The 20,365-nt window shown below is 59.4% G+C and carries 21 protein-coding genes; 4 read left to right on the top strand and 17 right to left on the bottom strand.

Features of this window, described 5'->3' with window-relative positions; genetic code table 11:
* Positions 1 to 75 precede the first annotated feature (75 nt).
* Positions 76 to 1,803 (bottom strand): DNA primase, encoded by a 1,728-nt coding sequence (gene dnaG, locus ACO06L_RS17510; protein ID WP_202347938.1) that lies wholly within the window; start codon positions 1,801 to 1,803, stop codon positions 76 to 78.
* A gap of 149 nt (positions 1,804 to 1,952) precedes the next feature.
* The gene (gene rpsU, locus ACO06L_RS17515; RefSeq protein ID WP_007153483.1) at positions 1,953 to 2,168 is read right to left on the bottom strand and encodes a 30S ribosomal protein S21; all 216 of its coding nucleotides are present in this window, start codon (positions 2,166 to 2,168) and stop codon (positions 1,953 to 1,955) included.
* A gap of 238 nt (positions 2,169 to 2,406) precedes the next feature.
* On the opposite strand from rpsU, the gene tsaD reads away from it, so the two are divergent.
* A complete protein-coding gene (gene tsaD / locus ACO06L_RS17520) occupies positions 2,407 to 3,462 on the top strand; it encodes a tRNA (adenosine(37)-N6)-threonylcarbamoyltransferase complex transferase subunit TsaD (RefSeq protein ID WP_202347937.1) in 1,056 nt (351 codons plus the stop codon).
* Positions 3,463 to 3,465: 3 nt separating this feature from the next.
* On the opposite strand, the gene plsY is transcribed toward tsaD, so the two are convergent.
* Entirely contained in the window at positions 3,466 to 4,056 is a 591-nt protein-coding gene (gene plsY / locus ACO06L_RS17525; RefSeq protein WP_104323378.1) for a glycerol-3-phosphate 1-O-acyltransferase PlsY, read from the bottom strand.
* A 140-nt stretch (positions 4,057 to 4,196) separates the two neighbouring features.
* Here plsY and folB point away from each other — a divergent pair, with 140 nt between their 5' ends.
* Together folB and folK (ACO06L_RS17535) are read left to right on the top strand one after the other, a co-directional pair.
* Complete coding sequence (folB, locus tag ACO06L_RS17530) at positions 4,197 to 4,571, top strand: dihydroneopterin aldolase (RefSeq protein ID WP_064228538.1); 375 nt, start codon at positions 4,197 to 4,199, stop codon at positions 4,569 to 4,571.
* Entirely contained in the window at positions 4,571 to 5,095 is a 525-nt protein-coding gene (gene folK / locus ACO06L_RS17535; RefSeq protein ID WP_064228539.1) for a 2-amino-4-hydroxy-6-hydroxymethyldihydropteridine diphosphokinase, read from the top strand. Before folB ends, folK (ACO06L_RS17535) begins: the two co-directional genes overlap by 1 nt.
* Here folK (ACO06L_RS17535) and pgi read toward each other — a convergent pair.
* From pgi to dksA, 11 genes are all read right to left on the bottom strand, one after another.
* Complete coding sequence (gene pgi / locus ACO06L_RS17540; RefSeq protein ID WP_064228540.1) at positions 5,078 to 6,739, bottom strand: glucose-6-phosphate isomerase; 1,662 nt, start codon at positions 6,737 to 6,739, stop codon at positions 5,078 to 5,080. The two genes, folK (ACO06L_RS17535) and pgi, sit on opposite strands and share 18 nt — an antisense overlap.
* Positions 6,740 to 6,761: 22 nt before the next feature.
* Complete coding sequence (gene panC, locus ACO06L_RS17545) at positions 6,762 to 7,610, bottom strand: pantoate--beta-alanine ligase (RefSeq protein WP_064228541.1); 849 nt, start codon at positions 7,608 to 7,610, stop codon at positions 6,762 to 6,764.
* A complete protein-coding gene (gene panB / locus ACO06L_RS17550) occupies positions 7,607 to 8,401 on the bottom strand; it encodes a 3-methyl-2-oxobutanoate hydroxymethyltransferase (RefSeq protein WP_202347936.1) in 795 nt (264 codons plus the stop codon). Before panB ends, panC begins: the two co-directional genes overlap by 4 nt.
* A 59-nt stretch (positions 8,402 to 8,460) precedes the next feature.
* Positions 8,461 to 8,958, bottom strand: coding sequence for a 2-amino-4-hydroxy-6-hydroxymethyldihydropteridine diphosphokinase (gene folK / locus ACO06L_RS17555; protein WP_202347935.1), 498 nt, complete (start codon positions 8,956 to 8,958; stop codon positions 8,461 to 8,463).
* Positions 8,958 to 10,322 (bottom strand): polynucleotide adenylyltransferase PcnB, encoded by a 1,365-nt coding sequence (gene pcnB, locus ACO06L_RS17560; protein ID WP_202347934.1) that lies wholly within the window; start codon positions 10,320 to 10,322, stop codon positions 8,958 to 8,960. Before pcnB ends, folK (ACO06L_RS17555) begins: the two co-directional genes overlap by 1 nt.
* On the bottom strand, positions 10,315 to 10,659 hold the full coding sequence (locus tag ACO06L_RS17565; protein ID WP_227512749.1) for a hypothetical protein: 345 nt from the start codon (positions 10,657 to 10,659) through the stop codon (positions 10,315 to 10,317). Before ACO06L_RS17565 ends, pcnB begins: the two co-directional genes overlap by 8 nt.
* A 333-nt stretch (positions 10,660 to 10,992) precedes the next feature.
* Entirely contained in the window at positions 10,993 to 12,396 is a 1,404-nt protein-coding gene (locus ACO06L_RS17570) for a sigma-54-dependent transcriptional regulator (protein WP_064228546.1), read from the bottom strand.
* Positions 12,397 to 12,403: 7 nt separating this feature from the next.
* A complete protein-coding gene (locus ACO06L_RS17575) occupies positions 12,404 to 15,367 on the bottom strand; it encodes a sensor histidine kinase (RefSeq protein WP_064228547.1) in 2,964 nt (987 codons plus the stop codon).
* Positions 15,357 to 15,533, bottom strand: coding sequence for a hypothetical protein (locus ACO06L_RS17580; RefSeq protein ID WP_048497702.1), 177 nt, complete (start codon positions 15,531 to 15,533; stop codon positions 15,357 to 15,359). Before ACO06L_RS17580 ends, ACO06L_RS17575 begins: the two co-directional genes overlap by 11 nt.
* Before the next feature lie 50 nt (positions 15,534 to 15,583).
* Positions 15,584 to 16,456, bottom strand: coding sequence for a tRNA glutamyl-Q(34) synthetase GluQRS (gene gluQRS / locus ACO06L_RS17585; RefSeq protein ID WP_064228548.1), 873 nt, complete (start codon positions 16,454 to 16,456; stop codon positions 15,584 to 15,586).
* A 61-nt stretch (positions 16,457 to 16,517) separates the two neighbouring features.
* Entirely contained in the window at positions 16,518 to 16,958 is a 441-nt protein-coding gene (dksA, locus tag ACO06L_RS17590; protein ID WP_008940629.1) for an RNA polymerase-binding protein DksA, read from the bottom strand.
* A gap of 179 nt (positions 16,959 to 17,137) precedes the next feature.
* Between dksA and sfsA the strand changes: the two genes are divergently transcribed.
* Complete coding sequence (sfsA, locus tag ACO06L_RS17595) at positions 17,138 to 17,869, top strand: DNA/RNA nuclease SfsA (protein ID WP_202347933.1); 732 nt, start codon at positions 17,138 to 17,140, stop codon at positions 17,867 to 17,869.
* On the opposite strand, the gene ACO06L_RS17600 is transcribed toward sfsA, so the two are convergent.
* The 3 genes from ACO06L_RS17600 to ACO06L_RS17610 are packed head-to-tail and all read right to left on the bottom strand — an operon-like array spanning position 17,853 to position 20,181.
* Positions 17,853 to 18,224 (bottom strand): Rieske (2Fe-2S) protein, encoded by a 372-nt coding sequence (locus ACO06L_RS17600; RefSeq protein WP_104323324.1) that lies wholly within the window; start codon positions 18,222 to 18,224, stop codon positions 17,853 to 17,855. The two genes, sfsA and ACO06L_RS17600, sit on opposite strands and share 17 nt — an antisense overlap.
* Positions 18,221 to 18,589: a pentapeptide repeat-containing protein gene (locus tag ACO06L_RS17605; RefSeq protein ID WP_064228551.1), complete on the bottom strand. Its 369-nt coding sequence runs from the start codon at positions 18,587 to 18,589 to the stop codon at positions 18,221 to 18,223. The genes ACO06L_RS17600 and ACO06L_RS17605 overlap by 4 nt, the downstream gene beginning before the upstream one ends.
* 41 nt (positions 18,590 to 18,630) lie before the next feature.
* The gene (locus ACO06L_RS17610; RefSeq protein ID WP_227716047.1) at positions 18,631 to 20,181 is read right to left on the bottom strand and encodes an AAA family ATPase; all 1,551 of its coding nucleotides are present in this window, start codon (positions 20,179 to 20,181) and stop codon (positions 18,631 to 18,633) included.
* Positions 20,182 to 20,365: the final 184 nt, after the last annotated feature.

Here is a 20,365-nt window from a genome sequence, read left to right on the forward strand (position 1 = left end):
CCATTATAGCTGTCGCTCGGTTGCTCTGCCACCGAATGGTTAGATGGTGATCAGTGCGTCAAGTTTCAAGTGCTGCTAGTCCCCGGTGCCACTGCTCAGGGCTCTCAGCTCCTGTCGTTCCTCGCTTGTGAGGCTCGAAAGGTTTCTCAATAGTGTGGCAAGCCGCTGCTGGCGGGATGCCTCTTCGTTTGGGCTCAGAAGCTCCCGGGCTGCGGCCAGTGTGCTCTCCCGCGCCGGAATATGTTCAATCCCGTCAAACAGATGGTAAAACCGCTCGCGAGCGGTCGTATCCAGTGCCAGCGCGCGCACCAGTGTTTTCCGGTCCCGGATGTCGTTTGCCAGAATCCATTCGGCAAAATTCCGGGCCTGGTTGAACTGCCGGGAGCTGCTGGCCAGTTCGGTCACCTCGGTGGCCAGGTCCGGTGCTTCCAGCAGGGCAAGGCACAGAATGCTGTCCTTGCTGAGCTTTACATCAATGCGATCTTCGGAAACCCGATCCCGTCGCTCGCCGTTCCGCCATCCTTTCTGGCCCTGCTGGCGGTTCTGCCACTGGTTACGGCCACCGCAAAGGCGGAGCATTTCGTGCCACATGGCATCCCGGAGTGTGCTTCTGGGCATCTTGTTGAGCAGAGGTTCAACCCTGGCCCGTAGTTCGCCCCGGTGCTCCGGCAGTTGCAGGTCCAAGCCTTCGCTCTGCCGGTCAAACAGGTACCGTGACAGAGGCGTTGCCCCTTCAATGCGTTTCTGGAACGCTTCCGGCCCCTCCTTGCGCACAAGGGTGTCCGGGTCCTCGCCCTGGGGCAGCATCAGAAACTGAAGGTGCAGGCCGTCGGCCATCAGTTCCAGCGCGTTTTCCATCGCCCTGTCGGCGGCCCGGAAGCCGGCCTGGTCGCCATCAAAGCAGAACACAATGTGCCTTACCTGCTTCAACAGGGCTGTCAGGCTGTCCTGGTTCGTCGCCGTGCCCAGTGTCGCAACCGCATAGTGGATGCCGTGCTGGGCGAGGGCGATCACATCCATGTAGCCCTCAACCACCAGCAGCTTGTCCAGCTGTCGGATGGCCTGTTTGGCTTCGAACAGGCCGTAGATCTCGCGGCTTTTGTGGAATACATCCGACTCCGGAGAGTTGATGTATTTCGCCTTGTCGTCCCCCAGGGTGCGGCCGCCAAACGCAACGGTTCTGCCCCGGGTGTTGCGAATCGGGAACATTACCCGGTTGCGGAACAGGTCCCTGGGCCTGCCGTACTTGTCGGAAACCGTCCCGGTTTCAATCAGCGGGCCCTGCAGATCCTTGCTGGCGGCATCAAACAGCGCGGTACCGGTTGAAGGGGCGTAGCCCACCTGGTACTGCTCGATGATGCTGTTGTCCAGGCCCCGTTGCTGCAGGTAGTCCCGCGCATAGGCGCCTTGCTGACCCCTGAGCGATGACTGGTAGAAACGGCTGGCAAAGTCCAGGGCGTCGGTTAATGTTCGCGCCTGCTGGATTTCCTGCTTGGCCGCCCGGTCGTAAGGCACTTCCAGCCCCACCCGTTTGGCCAGCTCCTCAACCGCCTCGGTAAAGCCCAGGCCTTCAAACTCCCTGACAAAGCTGATGGCATCGCCATGGGCGCCGCAACCGAAACAGTGGTAAAAGCCCTTGTCCGGCCGGACGTTGAACGAGGGTGTTTTCTCGTCGTGGAACGGGCAGCAGGCCTTGTAGTTGGCTCCGGCTTTCTTGAGCGTAATGCGTGAACCGATCAGTTCTGCCAGGTCGATACGATCCAGCAGGTTTTCAACAAACTGTTGAGGGATCAGTCCGCTCATGGGGGCTCCACATCAGGCCGTCATCGGAGTTGGCCAATAGCCAAAAATGCCGCCGAAGCCAGGCCTCGGCGGCATTTTTGAGTCGCTCTGTGCAGCCTGCGGCTGTACAGGCAATCAGTGCTTTGCAGTCAAGCGGCGTCAGATAAAACTTAGTACAGACGCTCGAACTTGCGCTGTTCCCGCTGAAGCTTCTTGAGATGACGCTTAACGGCAGCGGCTGCTTTGCGCTTACGAACAGCGGTCGGCTTCTCGTAGTGCTCACGACGACGTACTTCAGAAAGTACACCCGCTTTTTCGCAGGAACGCTTGAAGCGACGCAGTGCTACGTCAAACGGTTCATTCTCTTTCACTTTAACAGCTGGCATTCGAAAATCACCTACCTGATAGATTCGGTTTCAATTTTGTCCGTCTGGCAAGGCCAGACCGGTTCTCGATCCCTGGTCAGATTGGCTAAAACTCGACCAGTGCATATTTTAGGGCGGCAATGATAGCGCCTGCGTTATAGCAAGGTCAATGTTTGTTCGATGAATCTGCCAGTGGGTTTCGGGTTTCTGCTAAAATGCGCGTCGTTTTCATTTCTGCCAACCAATGTGGCCCGACATTATGCTGATTCTAGGTATCGAAACCTCCTGCGATGAAACCGGCGTAGCGCTGTATGACACCGAAACAGGGCTGCTGGGGCACGCCCTGTTCAGTCAGATTGACATGCACGCGGATTACGGCGGTGTCGTGCCTGAGCTGGCATCGCGGGATCATGTCCGCAAGCTGCTGCCCCTGTGCGATCAGGTGCTGTCAGACGCGGGCAAATGTCGGGCAGACATAGAGGGCATTGCCTACACTGCAGGCCCGGGGTTGGTGGGCGCCCTGATGGTGGGCGGCTCGGTGGCCCATGCCCTGGGCTTCGCCCTGGGCATTCCTGTGTTGGGCGTGCACCACATGGAAGGGCATTTGCTGGCGCCCATGCTGGAAGACAATCCACCTGCGTTTCCGTTCGTCGCACTGCTGGTCTCGGGTGGTCATACCCAACTGGTCAGGGTTGATGGCATTGGCGAGTACGAAATGCTGGGCGAATCGGTAGACGATGCCGCCGGTGAGGCCTTTGACAAGACGGCCAAGATGCTCGGTCTGGACTATCCGGGTGGCCCCCGCGTGGCGGCACTCGCGGAAAAGGGTGCCGAAGGCCGTTACCGGTTCCCGAGGCCGATGACCGACCGGCCCGGGCTGGATTTCAGTTTCAGCGGTCTGAAAACCTTCACGCTCAATACCGTGAATGCGGCACGCGAGTCGGGTGGACTGGATGACCAGACCCGGGCGGATATCGCCCTGGCGTTTGAAGCCGCTGTGGTCGACACACTGACCATCAAATGCCGTCGTGCTCTGGAGCAGACAGGCTGCAAGCGACTGGTTATTGCCGGGGGGGTCAGCGCCAATAAACGGCTGCGGGCAGGCCTGGAGAAAATGACCGGCAAGCTCAAAGCCCACGTGTTTTACGCCCGTCCTGAATTCTGTACGGATAACGGTGCGATGATCGCCTACGCCGGCGCCCAGCGCCTGAAGGCAGGCCAGCAGGATGGTGAGCGTATTGTGGCAGTGCCCCGATGGCCCATGAACACGCTGCCACCGATCAACGAACCTCGATCCACCGGATTGGTGGACTGATGATTAAAGCCCGGCTTCGCGGCCCTGGGCCAGCCGGATCAGGTTGTTGCGGTGGCGAACGACGATCAGCAGGGCCAGCAGGCCGAACAGGGGCAGGGTTTCCGGTTCAATGAAGGCGCTGATCAGTGGGCCGCTGACAATCGCCACCAGGGAGGCCAGGGCTGAAATGCGCCACCGCCAGATCACCAGCATCCAGATAGCGGCCATCATCAGCGTTGTGATCGGTGCCAGGGCGAGGCCGGCGCCGAGCGCCGTAGCCACACCTTTCCCACCCTTGAATCGATAGAAAATCGGGATCATGTGGCCGGTGACAGCGCACAGGGCAACGACGGCCTGAACCATCACGGAAAGGCCGGCGGCATGGGCCAGCCATACGGGCAACCAGCCTTTGGCCGCATCCAGCGCAAGAGTCACCAGGGCCGGCGGCCAACCGCCGGTGCGGTAGACGTTCGTGGCACCCGGGTTGCCAGAGCCCTGGGCCCGGGGATCGGGTAGCTTCCAGAGCTGGCAGACCGGCAGGGCAAACAGCACCGAGCCTGCCACATAAGCGGCGGCGCAGAGCAAAACCGTTAACACCGGATCACTGGGAAGCATGCTATGGGCCCGGAAGCAAAGACGTATCTGGTGAATGTGTGCGAAAATGCCCGCCCTGAAAGCACAGGCCAGTCTGTTCACAGTATCCCCTGGTTGTGCGTTATTCAATCACCAAAGAGTTGAAGAATCCGGGAGCACCCTTGGCAGACACCGTATTGATCGAAGGCCTGGTTGTGGAAACCGTGGTCGGAGTTTACGACTGGGAACGGGAAGTCACCCAGAGCCTGGTGATTGATCTGGAAATGGCCTGGGACAACAGCGTGCCGGGCAAGACAGACGATGTGGCCGATGCCCTGGATTACGCTGCCGTCAGTACCCGGGTCGAGTCCTGCCTGCAGGCGCTCAGGCCGAAATTGCTTGAACACGGGGCGGAGGTCCTGGCGAAAACTCTGCAGGATGAACTCGGCATCAAGTGGTTGCGGCTGGCGATACGCAAGCCGGGTGCCGTTCCCGCCGCACAGGCGGTGGGCGTGCGGATCGAGCGGGGAGAGAAAACTGAGACAGGAGTGCGGTAATGGCAGCGGAGGTCCGGGTTTACATCAGCATTGGCAGCAACGTGGACAGGGAGCGTTATGTCACTGCCGCGCTTGATGCCCTGTCTGCATGGTTTGGTGAACTGATCATCTCCCCAGTCTATGACAGCGAGGCAGTCGGATTTGACGGGTCTCCGTTTCTGAACCTGGTGGTGGGTGTGGATACGACCCTGCCGGTTGCTGAGTTGTCACAGCGTTTCAAGCAACTGGAAGCCGAGAACGGCCGCCGTCGGGATGTGCCGAAATTCAGCGCGCGAACCCTTGATCTGGATATTCTCACCTACGGCGATGCGGTCGGCCGGATAGAGGGCGTCGAGCTGCCCCGGGGGGAGATTCTGAAAAACGCCTTCGTGCTGCGCCCGCTGGCTTATATCGCGCCGGAGGAAACGCATCCGGTGTGCGGTAAATCCTACGGCCAGTTGTGGCGGGAATACAGCACCGGCCAGAGGCTCTGGCCGGTGGATTTCAACTGGCAGGGCCGGCAGATTTCAATCGCCGCCGGTTGAGCGGAACCGTTCAATAAGGTGGTCGGTCGAGCTGTCGCTGGCCTGGTTGCCGCCTTTCTCGCCGAGCAGGCGCGGCAGGATGCACTTGCCCAACTGTTTCCCGAGCTCCACGCCCCACTGATCAAACGAATCCACATCCCAGATCACCCCCTGTACGAAGGTGCGATGCTCGTAGAGGGCAATGAGTGCGCCCACGGTCTCCGGTGTAACCTTTTTCATGGTCAGGGTGTTGCTGGGTTTGTTGCCCGGGATGACCTTGTGAGGGGCAAGCTGTTCAATCTCGGCTTCGGTCCGACCCTCCGCGGCCAGTTCTGCCCTGGCTTCGTCCAGCGATTTTCCGGCCATCATGGCCCGGGACTGGCTCAGGCAGTTGGCGAACAGATCTGCGTGATGGGTGGCCACCGGGTTGTGGGTTTTCAGGGGGATGATGAAATCCGCCGGAATCAGACGGGTGCCCTGGTGGATCAGCTGGTGATAGGCGTGCTGGCCATTGGCGCCAACCCCACCCCAGATGACCGGGCCAGATTGCCAGGCAAGGGCGTCGCCACCCTGGGTCACGCTCTTGCCGTTGCTTTCCATGTCCAGCTGTTGGAGGTGGTCCGGCAGGCTGCGCAGGTAGTGATCGTAGGGCAGGATCGCGTGGGTCTCGGCACCCCAGAAATTGTTGTACCAGATTCCCAGCATGGCCATGATCACCGGCAGATTTTCTGTCAGTGGCGCCTCACGGAAGTGCTGGTCCATGGCATGGGCACCGGCAAGCAATGCCCGGAAGTTGGCCATGCCAACGCTGAAGGCAATGGGAAGCCCGATGGCGGACCAGAGCGAGTAACGACCGCCTACCCAGTCCCACATCGGGAAGACGTTGTCCGGATCAATGCCGAAGTCCTGCGCCGCCGGTACGTTGGCGGTCACCGCCATGAAATGCTGCGATACCGCCTGTTCATCACCGCAGCGATCGAGAAACCACTGCCGCGCCACCTTGCTGTTTTCCAGGGTTTCCTGGGTACGGAACGACTTCGACTGGATCAGGAACAGGGTGGTTTCCGGATGTACCTGGCGAAGTGTCTCGCAGATTTCTGTGCCATCAATGTTGGCCACGTAATGGCAGCGAATGCCGGCCTGGGCGTAAGGTTGAAGGGCTTCGCCTACCAATTTGGGGCCCAGGTAGGAGCCGCCGATTCCGATGCTTACCACGTCGGTGAAAGGTTTGCCGGTGTATCCGGTGCGACGCTGATCCAGAACATCGTTCACCAGGGTTTCCATGCGAGTGAGGGTGCTCTGAACCTCAGCGACCACGTCCTCGCCGTCTACCGTGATTGTCTCAGTTCCAGGATTGCGCAGTGCGGTGTGCAGGGCCGGGCGGTCCTCGGTAACGTTAACCCGCTCGCCCCGGAGCAATGCGTCCCGTCGGGCTTCCAGGTTGCAGCTCCTGGCCAGCGCCAGCAATGCCTCCAGCACCTCATCAGTAATCCGGTTCTTGGAAAAGTCCAGTGATAGACCTGCGCCTTCAATAAAGTAGCGCTTTGCCCGCCCGGGATCCTGCTCGAACAGATCCTTCATGAGAAGGCCGTCGAGGCGTTCTCGCTGTTCCTTCAGTGTCTGCCATTCGGGTTTCGAGGTCAGTACTGCAGGATGTGCGGGCATCAGAGCGTCCTTTTCTGTTGGCTTATCGGGTCAGGGACAGGTTGTCGATCAAACGGGTCGTGCCCAGGAAGGCTGCCGCCAGGATGGTAATGTCCCGATCCTCGGCTGTGGCCGGCTTGAGCGTCTGGCTGTTGACGATGTTGAAGTAATCCGGCCTGAGGCCGGCGTCCCCGAGACTCTTCTCAGCTTCGCTTTCCAGCGCCTGAAAGTCTGTACGACCATCGTTGATCTTGCCCGCCGTGGCCTGCAGGGTCTGGTGGACCGCCGGCGCAATCTGCCGCTCCTGAGGTGTCAGGTAGCCATTGCGTGAGCTTTTTGCCAGGCCATCGTCCTCTCTCACGGTGGGGGCTCCCACCACATCCACGGGGATCATCAGGTCGCGGACCAGTTTCCGGATTACGGCGAGTTGCTGGAAATCTTTCTCGCCAAATACGGCAAAGTCGGGTTGCACCATGTTGAACAACATCGTGACCACCGTGGCAACACCCTCGAAATGGCCAGGCCTGCTGGCGCCGCAGTGGCCATCGCTGACATCCGGCACAACCACCTGGGTCTGTTTCGCCAGCCCCTCCGGGTAGATTTCCTCGGCGCTGGGGGCAAATACCAGCGTGTTTCCGGCCGAAGCAAGCTTGTCCTGGTCTTCGGCCAGGGTTCTGGGATAGGTTTCGAGGTCTTCACCGGCTCCGAACTGCATCGGATTCACGAAGATGCTGGTCACCACAACATCCGCCATTTCGGCCGCTTTGCGCACCAGCGAAATGTGGCCTTCGTGCAGGTTGCCCATGGTGGGAACCAGGCCGATGGTTTTTCCCTGCTGGCGGTAGCCGCGGAGGATGGTTCTCAATTCTTTCAGGGAATGTACGGTTCTCATGCCTTGAACGTATGCTCCTCAGCGGGGAATGTGCGCTCGCCTACGGCTTTCACGTAGGCCTGCAGAGCGTCCTGTATCGAATCTGTCTCGGCCAGGAAGTTCTTGACGAATCGAGGCTTGCGACCGCTGGTAATGCCGAGCATGTCGTGCAAAACCAGAATCTGGCCGTCTGTATCCGGACCCGCACCTATGCCGATAACAGGTGCTCTAACGGCCTGGGCGATGCGCGCCGCCAGGGGCGCAGGGACGCATTCCAGAAGGATGACATCGGCGCCGGCCGCTTCCAGTTCGCAGGCGTGCTCGATCATCATTTCGGCTGCCTTTTCATCACGGCCCTGGACCTTATAGCCGCCAAATTTATTGACGAACTGTGGAGTCAGGCCAAGGTGCGCGCATACGGGCACGGCCCGATCGGTCAGAGCCGTGATGGTCTCTTTCATCCAGTCAGTACCCTCAAGTTTTACCATGTGGGCGCCGGCGCGCATCAGTTCAGCCGCATTTTCCAGGGCGGACTCAACGGTGCCGTAACTCATGAAGGGCATGTCAGCCATGATCAGAGACCCGCGGTTACCTTTGGCCACGCAGCTGACGTGATACACCATCTGATCCATGGTCACCGGCAGGGTGCTGTCATGCCCCTGCAGCACCATGCCGAGGGAATCGCCAATGAGGATTACGTGAACGCCCGCTTCGCTGACCACCTGGGAAAAGGTGGCGTCATAGGAGGTAAGGGCAGCGAAGGCTTCGCCCTTCTGCTTGAACTCGCGCAGGGTATTGATGGTAACAGCCATAGAATCCTTGCCTTTTGGGTGGATGGGCCTGGGCGTGCCGGGGTGTCGGCATTGAAGTGTTAAGGGTAATCCGCCGGTGGAAGCTTGCGCAAGCCGTTGTCGGGGCATTGGCTGCGCAGTTCGGCAATGGCAGTGCCATCAGGCAGAGCCAGGTCGGCCTTCAGATCCAGCAGGGGCTGGAGTGCAAAGTCCCGGTTCCGTAATTCTTTATGGGGGACAGTGAGGCGCTCATCGTCCAGCACCTGGTCGCCGAAGAGCAATATGTCCAGATCAAGCGTGCGGGGGCCCCAGTGCCGAAGCCGCTCCCGGCCGTGCTTCTGTTCGATGCTCTGCAATTCGTCAAGCAGTTGGTGTGGCAGCAGCGATGTGCTCAGCCAGACGGCACCGTTCACGAAGTCCGGCTGGTCTTGGGGGCCGACCGGGCGGCTGGCATAGAACGGCGATTGGGCCACCAGAAAGGTTTCCGGCAGGGTGGCCAGGGCGGAGACTGCCCGGGCCAGTTGGGCCGCCGGTTCTTTCAGATTGCTGCCAAGACCGATAAAAGCGTCTGTCATCATTACTGGGCGGGGCGTTTGACCGGTTTGCGACGGCGACGACGCTTTTTGGGCGCATCCGTGCTCAGCTGCGACAGCATCCGCTCCTGGCCCCGTTCGTCCTCTTGCTGGAATTCGGTCCACCATTGGCCAAGCCCCGGCTCAATCTCGCCAGACGCCTCACGAACCAGCAGGAAATCGTAAGCGGCCCGGAAACGGGGGTGAGTCATGGTGGCGAAGGCCCGTTTGCCCTGTCGCCTGGGCAGGCGCATCTGGAGTTCCCAGATTTCCTTCATGGGGCCGGAGAAACGTTTCGGAATCGAGGTCGCCTGCACCTGGCGACCAATAACTTTTCCGATTGCGCCGTGCAGTGCCGGCTGGACCGGGTCACCATTGTCCTGCCTGCGATGCCACTCGGCCTGGAGTGCCGGCCAGAGCATGGCGGCAAACAGGAAGTAAGGCGTAACCGACTTGCCTTGGGCAATTCGGGCGTCGGTGTTTCTCAGGGCCTGGCGAATCAGCTCGTCCGGCTCACCGGCCTCAATGGCCCTGACCGTCTCGGGGAAAAGGGGCTCCAGCAGATTGTAACGGGTTAGCAGGTCATAAGTGGCTTCACCGTGGCCTGCGGAAAACAGTTTCAGGACTTCATCAAACAGACGGGCCGGAGGGATATGGGTTAACAAGGGGGCCAGTTCCCCAATGGGGGCTTCGGTTTCGGGTTCAATGTCGAAGCCGAGTTTGGCGGCAAACCGGATAGCCCGAAGCATGCGCACCGGATCTTCCCGATAGCGGGTCTCCGGGTCGCCAATGAGACGAAGTTGCCGGTTACGAAGATCCTCGATGCCATTGGCAAAATCGATAACAGTAAAGTCGCGGATGCAGTAGTACAGCGCATTGACGGTGAAGTCGCGACGCAGGGCATCCTCTTCCTGGTTGCCGTACACGTTGTCGCGCAGCAGCAGGCCGTGTTCACTGGTCCTGCGATCATCATCATCGGCGTCGGTTTCGGCTTCCGCGGCGTTGCCCCGGAAAGTCGTCACCTCAATCACTTCGCGGCCAAACACCACGTGGACAATCCGGAACCGCCGTCCGATCAACCGGGAGTTGCGGAACAGGTCGTGAACTTCCTCCGGTGTGGCGTTGGTCGCAATGTCAAAATCTTTGGGTTTTCCGCCCAGCAGGATATCCCTGACGCCGCCTCCCACAAGGTAGGCTTCGTAGCCTGACTTGTTCAGACGATGCAAAACCTTCTTTGCAGGTTCGCTGATCACCGAGCGTGAGACGTTATGCTGGTCCCGGGGGATTTCCCGTCGCTGGTAGGTGCGGGCTTTCTTTTTACCGTTGCCGGGCATAAAGGAACGGAGTTTATCGACGAGTCGTTTAGGCATTGAAATCCGTGGTTGCGATGAGCAAAAACCGAGAGTTTAACGGTTTGAGCAGGATTTGCACACGTTTGCCGTGGATTACCGTTCCGGGGCCCAGAAAATCAAAAGGCGGATCCGTTCTCACGAATCCGCCCTCAAAGCGTTGACGATCTGCATTGTTTTTGTTTTTGCCGGGATTTTTCTTGGTTTTTGTACCCCACTGCATATCCCCATAAAGGGGCATCTCAGCAGTGCAAACGGAAAGCTTTGAATACACAGAGCGGTCAGAGACATCGGGCGGGTTTGGAGTAGCTGCAGTGTCACCTCCAAGGTGATTCTTCTCTACATCTACAACTCGCACGTGCCGTGGGACCACTAAAAAGCAAAGTACCCAAAACACTCAGTTCGCTCACGTTCTGTTGTTGTTTTTGTTACCGAACGTTCTCTGCAGCTTTTTGTTCTTGTTGTTGGCGCTGCTTTGTCACTCTTGTTTTTGTTGTTGTGCGCCATATAGGTTGCAGTCCGTGTGCCAGTTTTTAAATTTTCTTGGTTAACAATGCCTTACGATTTTGTAGGCCATAAGTGTTACCCCGTATTCAACCTAAGTGTTACTGAGATCACGTTACTTTCAAGAGGAGTGTTACCGACAGGAACATGGGGTAACAACTGAGTCCGGGTTCACACCATGCTCGGCTCAGTTGCCCGAGGATTTTTTCCGGGGGATGCCGAGACGCTGGCGACGCTCCCACAAAGATTTTCGGCTGATGCCCAATTTCTGGGCCAGCTCTGTTTCACTCATGCGATCCTGGTTTTCCAGAACGAAATGCTGGAAGTAGTCCTCCAGGGAAAGGTCGTTGGAGGAATCCACCTCTCGGGTGCGAGTCTGCTCGTTGTTGCCGTCTACCAGGGTTTCGGGAATGTGTTCGTCGCCAGCTTCGCTGTCCAGGTCCAGCAGGGCGGGCGTAATAACGTCGCCATCGCACAGGATAGTGGCGCGCTCGATCGCATTCTCCAGTTCCCTCACGTTGCCCGGCCAGCGGTGGCGTTCGAGGACGCGCATGGCCTCCGGGCTGAGATTGAGATTGGGTTTGCCCATTCTCTCGCCCTGGCGTTTCAGGAACCGGCGGGCGAGCCCGAGGATGTCGCTTTGGCGCTCACGTAAAGGAGGGATCCGGATCTGCATAACGTTCAACCGATAATACAGGTCCTCACGGAACTCCCCGGTTCGTGTCATGGCTTTGAGGTTACGGTGAGTGGCCGCAATCATCCGCACATTCACGGTGCGGCTCTGGGTCGAGCCAACTTTCCGGATCTCGCTCTCTTGCAAAACCCGTAGCAGCCGGGCCTGGGCTTCGGCCGGCAGTTCGCCGATTTCATCCAGAAACAGGCTGCCGCCATCGGCGGCCTCTATCAGACCGGTTCTTGCCGAGACCGCGCCGGTGAAGGCGCCTTTTTCATGGCCGAACAGTTCCGACTCAATCAGGCTCTCCGGGATGGCCGCGCAGTTTACCGAAATCAGTGGTTTGGCTGCGCGTGGGCTCAGCAGGTGCAGGGCGCGGGCGGCCAGCTCCTTACCGGTACCGGATTCGCCCTGAATCAGCACGGTGGTTTCTGTCGGAGCCACCTTCCGGATCAGGGTAAATACCCGCTGCATTGGCTCGCACTGGCCAAACATGATGTTGGCCGGATCACTGCTTTCGGGCGTTTCTGTGGCTGGTGCCGAGTCATCATCCGCGTTGCGGGCAGAGGGCCGCCGGGCCAGAATGTTCTCCACAGCGGCCAGCATCTCATCATGGTCAAACGGCTTGGCGATGTACTCAACGGCGCCCATTTTCATGGAGTCCACGGCGGATCGCAGGCTGGCGTAGCTGGTCATGATCAGCACCGGTGTATTGGGTGCACGGTTGATCAATTCGGTGCCTGCCGCTCCTGGCAGGCGAAGATCGGAAATGATCAGATCAAACTGATCCGGTTCGTGGTGCTGTTCGGCTTCCTCAACGGAGGCCGCATCGGCGACTTCATAGCCGGCATGCAGCAACAGTTTGCGCACTGCCGAGCGAATAATGTCTTCGTCTTCCACGATCAGAATGCGAGGCATAGGAGTCTCAAGACCTTTGGTTCTGGCTGATGGCAATGTTGCCGGTTTCCGGTTCGTAGGCTGGCAATCTCAGCCTCACGCAGGTTCCTCGGCCGGTGTCGGCGTTCGCCGGGCTGTCCACCTGAATGTTGCCATAGTGCTCTTCAATAATGCTGTACACCAGCGACAGGCCAAGACCGGTTCCTTTGTTGGGGGCCTTGGTGGTGTAAAACGGCTCGAAGATATGATCGAGCTGATCCCCGGGGATGCCGGAGCCTTCATCAACCACTTCGATAATAGCGGAGTAGCCATCGCCCTTTCCACTGACCCGGATGGTGCCGCCTTCCGGTGACGCATCCCGGGCGTTTGCCAACAGGTTGACGAAGACCTGGACCAGACGCTGCTCATCGCCCAGTACCTGTAACGAGGGTGGGCAGTCATTGATGTAGTGAATGCCCAGCCCCTTGTCACTCAGGGAAAGCAGGTTGATCGATTCTTCGACACAGCGGTGTATCGTCACCGGCTCGTACCGGTTGGCCTGGGCATGATTGCCGGTGCGGGCAAAGTTCATCAGCGACTGCAGGATGGTGGAGATACGCCGGGTCTGCTGCTGGATCTGGTCTGCCGTGTCGAGAATATCCGGGTTATCGGTTTCCAGTTTCAGGTTCTGGGCCAGCGATGAGATACCGGTCACGGGGTTCCCTATCTCATGGGCGACACCGGCCGCCAGCCTGCCCACCGATGCCAGCCGTTCGCTGTGCATCAATTCATCTTCCAGCAGCCGGGTTTCGGTCTGGTCTTCCACCAGGATGATGCTTCCGCCTTCGGTGTGGTCCGGTCCGCTCAATGCGGCTTTGTGAAGGTTCAGCCAGTGGGGCTTGCCCCGCAGGTCCAGTCGGTGCTTGTAGCGATGCAGGTCCGGCCCACGGTTGAAGTCCTCAAGCAGCAGGTGCCAGTGCTCGGGCAGGGCCATCAGCCTGGCGCCGACCACATCATCGGCGGTAATGCCGGTGAGTTCCTCCATGGCGTGGTTCCACATCAGAATTTCACCGTCTTCGCCCACCGAACAGGCGGGAATGGGCAGGTTCTGCAGGGTCTGGCGGTAATGCCGGCGAAGGTTGTCCAGCTCACCGGCCAGTCCGGTCAGTCGATTCTGGTAGTCACCGAGGGCGCGTTCGACATAGCGAATGTCCTGAGCCGTGCCACCCTGGGCCATGGGCTTGAAGCCGAGGTGGCGTTTGACCATATCCCGGGCGACAGAAGGGCCGAGCAGGCCGGACAGGTTGATTTCCACCTGGTCCCGTAGTCGTCTGAGCTGATACGGCCGGTACTCCACATTGGGCAGTTTCAGTTGACCCAGTGCCCGCTCCACTTCCCGCCGGGCGACGCCATAGCCCAAAGGCTCCGCCAATTGCCGGACAAAATCAGAGGAGGAGGTGGCCAGCAGTTCACGGCGTTGCGGGCGCGAAAGGGCACCCAGTGAACAGGCCTGGGCTGCGCTGTTCTCTTCACTGGTACTGGTGCTGAGGATGGAAATCAGCGCGAACACGGTAATGTTGGCGGTCAGGCTGACGAACGTGAAGATATGCCAGTTGCTGTAATCCGGTATCAGTGGAGCATCGAGCCAGGCCAGCAGGTTGGCGGTATGTGAGAACGGCAGTACCAGAGTAACCACCCAGATGGTCAATCCGACAATCAGGCCGGCAATCAAACCGCGACGGTTGCCCTCCGGCCAGTAAATCACCCCCAGGGCACCCGGCAGTAGTTGCAACGTGCCCGACAGGGAAATAGCGCCGAGAATGGACAGATCCAGATTCTTGCCCACGGCCTCATGAAACAGCAACGCCAGGAAGATGATCACCGCGATGAGCAGACGTTTGATCCACTGCAGCCAGCGATAGATGTCGCCCTGGTCTTTCGGGGTTTTCAGTGGCAACACCACGTGGTTCAGGGCCATGCCCGCCAATGCCAGGGTGCTGACGATCATCAGGCCGCTGGCTGCGGACAGGCCGGCGATGTACATGAGCAGTGTCAGTGCAGGGCTTTCCAGTGCCTGGGCGGCCCCGATGGCGAAGAAGCCGGGCCCTGTCGTGACTTCCAATGCCTGGCCGCCCCAGAGGATGAGGGGCACCGGCAGGCCGAGCAGTAACAGGTACAACGGCAGGCCCCAGCTGGCTTTGGCCAGTGCCTTGGGCGAGGGGTTTTCGCTGAAGGTCATGTGATACATGTGTGGCAGTACCAGGGCTCCTGCAAAGGACATCAGCATCAGTGCCCGCCAGCTGCCGTCGTCAATGCTCAGGGTCATGGTGGCGGCTGGCGAGGTGCGGTTATCCAGCCAGCGCTCCAGGCCGTTCATGCCGTCAAAGACCCCGAACAGGATCACGCCCCCAAGCACCAGCAGGGCTGTCAGCTTGACCAGGGAATCGAAGGCGATGGCCAGGACCAGGCCCTGGTGGTTTTCGGAATTTTGGTCACGACGCGCCCCGAACAGCATGGCGAACAGCACCACGATCATGCTGAACATCACACTGATCAGCTTGGGGGAAGTGTCCGGCGCCAGGATGCTGGCAGAGGTGGCGACCGCCTGAATCTGCATGCTCAGCAGAGCCAGAATGGCGCCGCCGGAGCAGAGGGTGACCAGGGTTCCCGCCCACTGGCTCCGGTAGCGGTAGGCAAACAGGTCGGCCAGGGAGGTTAGCTGGTAGGCGCGGCCAATCCTCATGACCGGGTTCAGAAGTACCGGTGCTAGCAGAAAGGCGCCGCTGATCCCCAGGTAGTAGGCGAGGAAGCCGTAGCCGGATTCGGCGGCCATGCCAACGGCGCCGTAGACTGCCCAGATGCCGGCGTACACGCCCAGGCTGAGCACGTAAACCAGAGGGTGGCGAACCCAGCGTCTGGGCACCATGCCCCGCTCGGTAAGCCAGGCAATTCCGAACAGCAGAATCAGATACAGCAGGCTGGCGAGCAGCAGGCCGGAGGCACTAAAACTCATTGGGGTCCCGCCGCCATTCCAGCCAGAAACCGATGGCAATCAGCCCTGCCCAGATAATGTAGGGGCTGTACCAGACGTTTCCCGGCGAAGTCCACCAGTCAAGGATGTTGGGCGAAAAAATATAGATGGCCAATACCAACAGGAAGACCAGACGGTAGATATACATCAGGCATGCTATCCGCGCTGAGGTGTGAGAAGGGCTTTATACCATGTCCCTCACCGGGATGTCAGGTGGATGGCGCCCCGTTGCCAGTTCTTCCGGCCCCATTCCAGCAGGGATTCCAGCGAGCCGGTTGCCAGGTCAGCAGGCGGATTCTGGCCAAGGGCAACAAGCGCACCGAACAGGTTCTCGACAGGCGTTGTGTCGTTCAGAGCCGGGGCATGGGTCTGCTTGCTGAGTTTCTGGCCCTGCTCATTGAGTATGACCGGGATGTGCAGCCAACGTGGGGGATGGGCGCCCAGGGCCCGGTAAATCTGCTGCTGTTGCGCCGTCATGTCCAGCAGGTCGGAGCCACGCACCACGTCCGTGATGCCCTGATCAATGTCATCAACGACCACAGCAAGCTGATAGGCGTAGAATCCTTCCTTGCGGAGGATTACCGGGTCATCAAGCTCTGCCTTTACGACCTGCTGTTGTGGCCCGAGCAGCAGATCCTGCCAGTGGCAGTCCTCGTCTTCGAGGGCAAAACGGATGGCGTATGGGCGGTCACCGTCCAATGCTGTGCGGCTACGGCAGTGATTGGGGTGGCGCCCCGCGTTGGCTTGCAACTCCTTGCGTGAGCATTGGCAACGATAGGCGTGGCCGCTTTCGAGCAATCGGTCGATGGCATCCTGATAGGCGTCGTGGCGTCTGGACTGGAACCGCACCGGCTCGTCGGGAAACAGGCCGTGGGCGTCCAGGCTAGCGAGAATTTGCCCGGTAGCTTCCGGCGGCTCTCTCAGAGGATCCAGGTCTTCCAGGCGGATAAACCACTGGCCGCCCTGACTGCGGGCTTCCAGGAAACTGGCAAGTGCGGTAACCAGTGAGCCGAAATGCAGCGGGCCGGTCGGGGAGGGCGCAAAGCGGCCCCGATACAAAGGGTTGTTCATGGCGGTCAGTCAGCCGGCGGGGCGGGAATTGCCCACGGCCGGCAGCTGTTGAGTGGTTGGCTCAGATGCCGGTCTGGCGTTCGCGAATCTCGGCCAGAGTCTTGCAGTCGATGCACAGGGTTGCAGTCGGGCGCGCTTCCAGACGGCGGATACCGATTTCCACACCGCACTGATCGCAGAAGCCGTAGTCGTCCTTGTCGATGCGGTCGATGGTCTGGTCAATCTTCTTGATCAGTTTCCGCTCCCGGTCGCGGGTGCGCAGTTCCAGGCTGAATTCTTCCTCCTGGGTTGCGCGATCGCTGGGATCCGCGTAATTTGCGGCGTCTTCCTGCATGTGGTGCATGGTGCGGTCGACTTCTTCCATCAGCTCCTGCTTCCATTGCAGCAGCAGATCCTTGAAGTGCTGGAGCATTTCCGCACTCATGTACTCTTCACCCTTCTTCATTTCATAGGGGGTGAAGTTGGTAAAACGTTCGCGTGGTTGTTCTGCAGTATTTGCCATTGAACCCGGCCTCTTGTTTGTACTTCACAAGAACGGTTTGCTTCCCTCCGCTTGAGCCCCCGTGGCTGCGCGGTTATACCCTGGATGAAGCATTCGTCCTGAAACGGGAATTTGCGGAAAATAGCAGATTAGTCACGGGGGTGCCAGCCTTGTGACATCGACTTTTGTACGGAGATCACATGAAGTTTCCAGAACCCCTCGTTGAAGGCCGGCTTATCCGCCGCTACAAACGCTTCCTGGCAGACGTGCGGCTGCCGGATGGCTTGGAGGTAACCGCCCACTGCCCGAACACCGGCTCCATGCTGGGCTGTCAGCCGGAGGATGCCCGGGTCTGGCTCAGCCGAAGCGACAACCCCAAGCGCAAGCTCCAGTACACCTGGGAACTGGTAGAGACGTCGCCGGGGCAGCTGGCCTGCGTCAACACCGCCCGGCCTAACAATCAGGCCCGGGAGGCCGTGCTGGCGGGTACTGTGGTTGAGTTGGCCGGTTATCCGGAGTGCCGCGCCGAGGTCAAATATGGCACGGAGAAAAGCCGGATTGACCTGCTGCTTTCCGGCCATGACACGGCGGCCGAAGCCTGGGTGGAGGTCAAGAATGTCACGCTGGCGGAGGATGGTCAGGGCTTCTTCCCCGATGCGGTGACGGAGCGCGGCCAGAAACACCTCCGTGAGCTGATGGCCCAGGTCCAGCAGGGTGATCGCGCGGTGTTGTTTTTCGTGGTCAATCACACCGGCATTCAAACCGTCCGTCCGGCCGACCATATCGATCGCAAATACGGTGAGCTGCTGCGGCAGGCCTGCGATGCGGGTGTGGAAGTGATCGCCTATCGCGCCGACTTGAGCGAGAGCGACGGCACGCCAACGGGCGTGTTGACCCTTACCGAATCGGTGCCGGTTATTCTGGAAGTCTGATTTCGATCTGCCCATCCCGCTCTCGCAGGTCCAGCTGGGTGAGTGCATCGCCCTGGCAGGGGCCGGCAATGCATTCGCCGTCGGCGGGCTTGAACAGGGCGCCGTGGGTCGAGCACTGGATGAACAGGTTGTCGGAATCCATGAACCGGCCCGGCATCCAGTTCAGCTCGACGCCCAGATGCGGGCAGATATTCAGATAGGCGCGGGGCGTACTGCCATCGAGGAACAGGAAGCCGGTTAACGGCATGCCTTCGGGCTCCCGGGCCTTCTCCCGGAGCCGGAATTCGACAAACTGGCCCGGTGCCAGTTCGGATGCGGGACAGACGGGCTGCCAGGCGTTTGGGTTACTGCTCATTTTGGCAAGATGGCGTAGCGCATGCGCGTCCCGTGGTTCAGGGACATGACGATTTCATCGGCGTCCAGGCGGTGCGGGAAATAGCAGCCGGAAATCTTGGCGCTGGCGATGCTTGAGCCTTCCATCCTGGATTTCGAGAAGTCCACACCCCGCAGGTCGGCTCCGCGAAAGTAGGCGTGACGGAAATCCAGCCCTTTGGCGTCCATCCCCCTCAGATCCAGGCCCCGGAAATCGCCATGGGCAAAACTGGGCAACTCTGTGAGCTTTGCCTTTTCGGCATTGAATGCCTGAATGTCCTCGCTACGAAGAATATCGTAGAGCGGGTGGCTGATCTGATGTACTTCGTGTTCGCTTTTATCGTCCATACCGAACCTCGCACTCGCCCCATAGGCGCCTGATGTTGTTCTTAACTGGCTTTGCCGCCGGGAATGCCCAGATGTTGCCGGATACGGTCAGCCACGGCTTCCGCAACATGCTCCTGATCGGTGTGAAGATGGATGGTGTGGCTCTTCTCATCCGCGGTCAACGGTTCAAACCAGGTTTGCTGGGCGTCCAGCAATTCCTCGGTTGCCTCGGAGGCATCACCCTTGCGATTGCGGATCCATTCCCGGCGCAGATCTTCCGGTGCCTCGCAATGAATAAGGGCAAAGGGTACACCTTGATTTTCGGCTACGGATGCCAGCAATGACCGCTCTTTCTGTTTCAGGCTGGCGGCGTCCACAATCACCGGGAAGCCGGCTGCCAGAACGTGACTGGCAAGCTCGGCCAGCCGCTGATAGGTCTTCTCTGTTGCTTCCTCGGTGTACAGGTTGCCACCGCTCGGTGAGCGCGAGCTTTCCAGCGGCGCCAGCCCGTGCAGGCGCTTGCGCTCGACATCGGAGCGCAGGCGTATCAGCCCCAGCTCGTTTGCCATGGCGGCGCTGACACAGGTCTTGCCGCTGGCGGACAGGCCGGTGGTTGCCAGCAAGTAGTGGTTGGGAATAGTGCCGTAATCCTCTGCCAACTGGGCGTAGGCTCGATAGCGCTGCATCAGGTCGGCTTTTTCTGTGTCGGTGATTCCGGGATTGCCCATGGTGAACAGGGCGATCTTGGCGCGGACCATGGCGCGGTAGGCCTTGTAAAGAGGCAGCAACGGCAGCGCCTCGAAGTCGTCGCGGTATTCCAGGTAGGTATTGAGTACCTGATTGGCCAGGGCACTTTCCCCACGGGACTCCAGATCCATCAGCAGGAAGGCGAGATCGTTGATGACATCGATCCAGCGGAAGGGTTCGTTGAATTCGATGCAGTCGAAAACGGTGACCTCGCCCTCGAACCGGGTGATATTTGCCAGATGCAGGTCGCCGTGGCACTCCCGGACCATACCGCTGGCGCGGCGATGGGCAATCAACTCCCGGTGCCGCTCGAAGGTGGATTCGGTCCAGGCCTTTAGGTTGTCGAGCTGCATAAGCAGATCCGAATCGTCAATCATCGGACGGATCTGGTCGAAGTTTTCTTGCATGGCGGCAAACACCGCTTCCGGGGTGCCGAGCGGTTTGTCATCCGGGACTGGCGGCAACTGGTCGTGGAAGGTGGCGACCTGACGGGCAAGATCGGTCAACAGTTCGGGTGCCAGATACCCCTGTTCCTGCAGGCGATCGAAAAGCTGATCCTGGCCGAACTGGCGCATCTTGATGGCGTATTCGAAAGCTTCGCCCTCGCCACCGAGGACCGGGTTTTCCGGCGTACCAGTGATGGGCACAACCTCTAAATACAGTTTTTCGGCGAGCCGTCGATTGAGCCTGAGCTCCTCCTCGCAGAAATGCTTTCGGCGATCAAGGGTGGAGAAGTTCAGGAAGCCGAAATCCATGGGCTTCTTGATTTTGTAGGCGTAGTTACCGGTCAGGATCACCTGAGAGATGTGAGTTTCGATAACCTGAAAGCCATCGACAGGATGGTCGTACAGGTCTGGATTCTGCATCGACAGAATCAGATTGCCTGGGGATGTCTCACTCACCGTGTTCTCCTCGCGTTCCCTGAACTCATTGATTTTTCTTGCCCTATCATAACGGGCAGATTACAGAAATAACACATGGTTGGCCTGCCTTACTCACCGCTCCCTTCGTTATAATCGCGCCATGAAAAAATCTAAAGCATCCTCCAGC

It is taken from the genome of Marinobacter sp. (genome assembly GCF_965229985.1).
GTDB lineage: Bacteria > Pseudomonadota > Gammaproteobacteria > Pseudomonadales > Oleiphilaceae > Marinobacter.

Coding starts and splice junctions, on each gene's coding strand:
- rpsU (WP_007153483.1), bottom strand. CDS start 2,168: ATGCCAGCTGTTAAAGTGAAAGAGAATGAACCGTTTGACGTAGCACTG.
- ACO06L_RS17570 (WP_064228546.1), bottom strand. CDS start 12,396: ATGCCTCGCATTCTGATCGTGGAAGACGAAGACATTATTCGCTCGGCA.
- dnaG (WP_202347938.1), bottom strand. CDS start 1,803: ATGAGCGGACTGATCCCTCAACAGTTTGTTGAAAACCTGCTGGATCGT.
- folK (WP_202347935.1), bottom strand. CDS start 8,958: ATGATGACAGACGCTTTTATCGGTCTTGGCAGCAATCTGAAAGAACCG.
- pcnB (WP_202347934.1), bottom strand. CDS start 10,322: ATGCCTAAACGACTCGTCGATAAACTCCGTTCCTTTATGCCCGGCAAC.
- sfsA (WP_202347933.1), top strand. CDS start 17,138: ATGAAGTTTCCAGAACCCCTCGTTGAAGGCCGGCTTATCCGCCGCTAC.
- tsaD (WP_202347937.1), top strand. CDS start 2,407: ATGCTGATTCTAGGTATCGAAACCTCCTGCGATGAAACCGGCGTAGCG.
- ACO06L_RS17580 (WP_048497702.1), bottom strand. CDS start 15,533: ATGTATATCTACCGTCTGGTCTTCCTGTTGGTATTGGCCATCTATATT.
- pgi (WP_064228540.1), bottom strand. CDS start 6,739: ATGCCCGCACATCCTGCAGTACTGACCTCGAAACCCGAATGGCAGACA.
- ACO06L_RS17610 (WP_227716047.1), bottom strand. CDS start 20,181: ATGCAGAATCCAGACCTGTACGACCATCCTGTCGATGGCTTTCAGGTT.
- gluQRS (WP_064228548.1), bottom strand. CDS start 16,456: ATGAACAACCCTTTGTATCGGGGCCGCTTTGCGCCCTCCCCGACCGGC.
- panB (WP_202347936.1), bottom strand. CDS start 8,401: ATGGCTGTTACCATCAATACCCTGCGCGAGTTCAAGCAGAAGGGCGAA.
- ACO06L_RS17605 (WP_064228551.1), bottom strand. CDS start 18,589: ATGGACGATAAAAGCGAACACGAAGTACATCAGATCAGCCACCCGCTC.
- folK (WP_064228539.1), top strand. CDS start 4,571: ATGGCAGCGGAGGTCCGGGTTTACATCAGCATTGGCAGCAACGTGGAC.
- ACO06L_RS17600 (WP_104323324.1), bottom strand. CDS start 18,224: ATGAGCAGTAACCCAAACGCCTGGCAGCCCGTCTGTCCCGCATCCGAA.
- panC (WP_064228541.1), bottom strand. CDS start 7,610: ATGAGAACCGTACATTCCCTGAAAGAATTGAGAACCATCCTCCGCGGC.
- plsY (WP_104323378.1), bottom strand. CDS start 4,056: ATGCTTCCCAGTGATCCGGTGTTAACGGTTTTGCTCTGCGCCGCCGCT.
- ACO06L_RS17575 (WP_064228547.1), bottom strand. CDS start 15,367: ATGAGTTTTAGTGCCTCCGGCCTGCTGCTCGCCAGCCTGCTGTATCTG.
- dksA (WP_008940629.1), bottom strand. CDS start 16,958: ATGGCAAATACTGCAGAACAACCACGCGAACGTTTTACCAACTTCACC.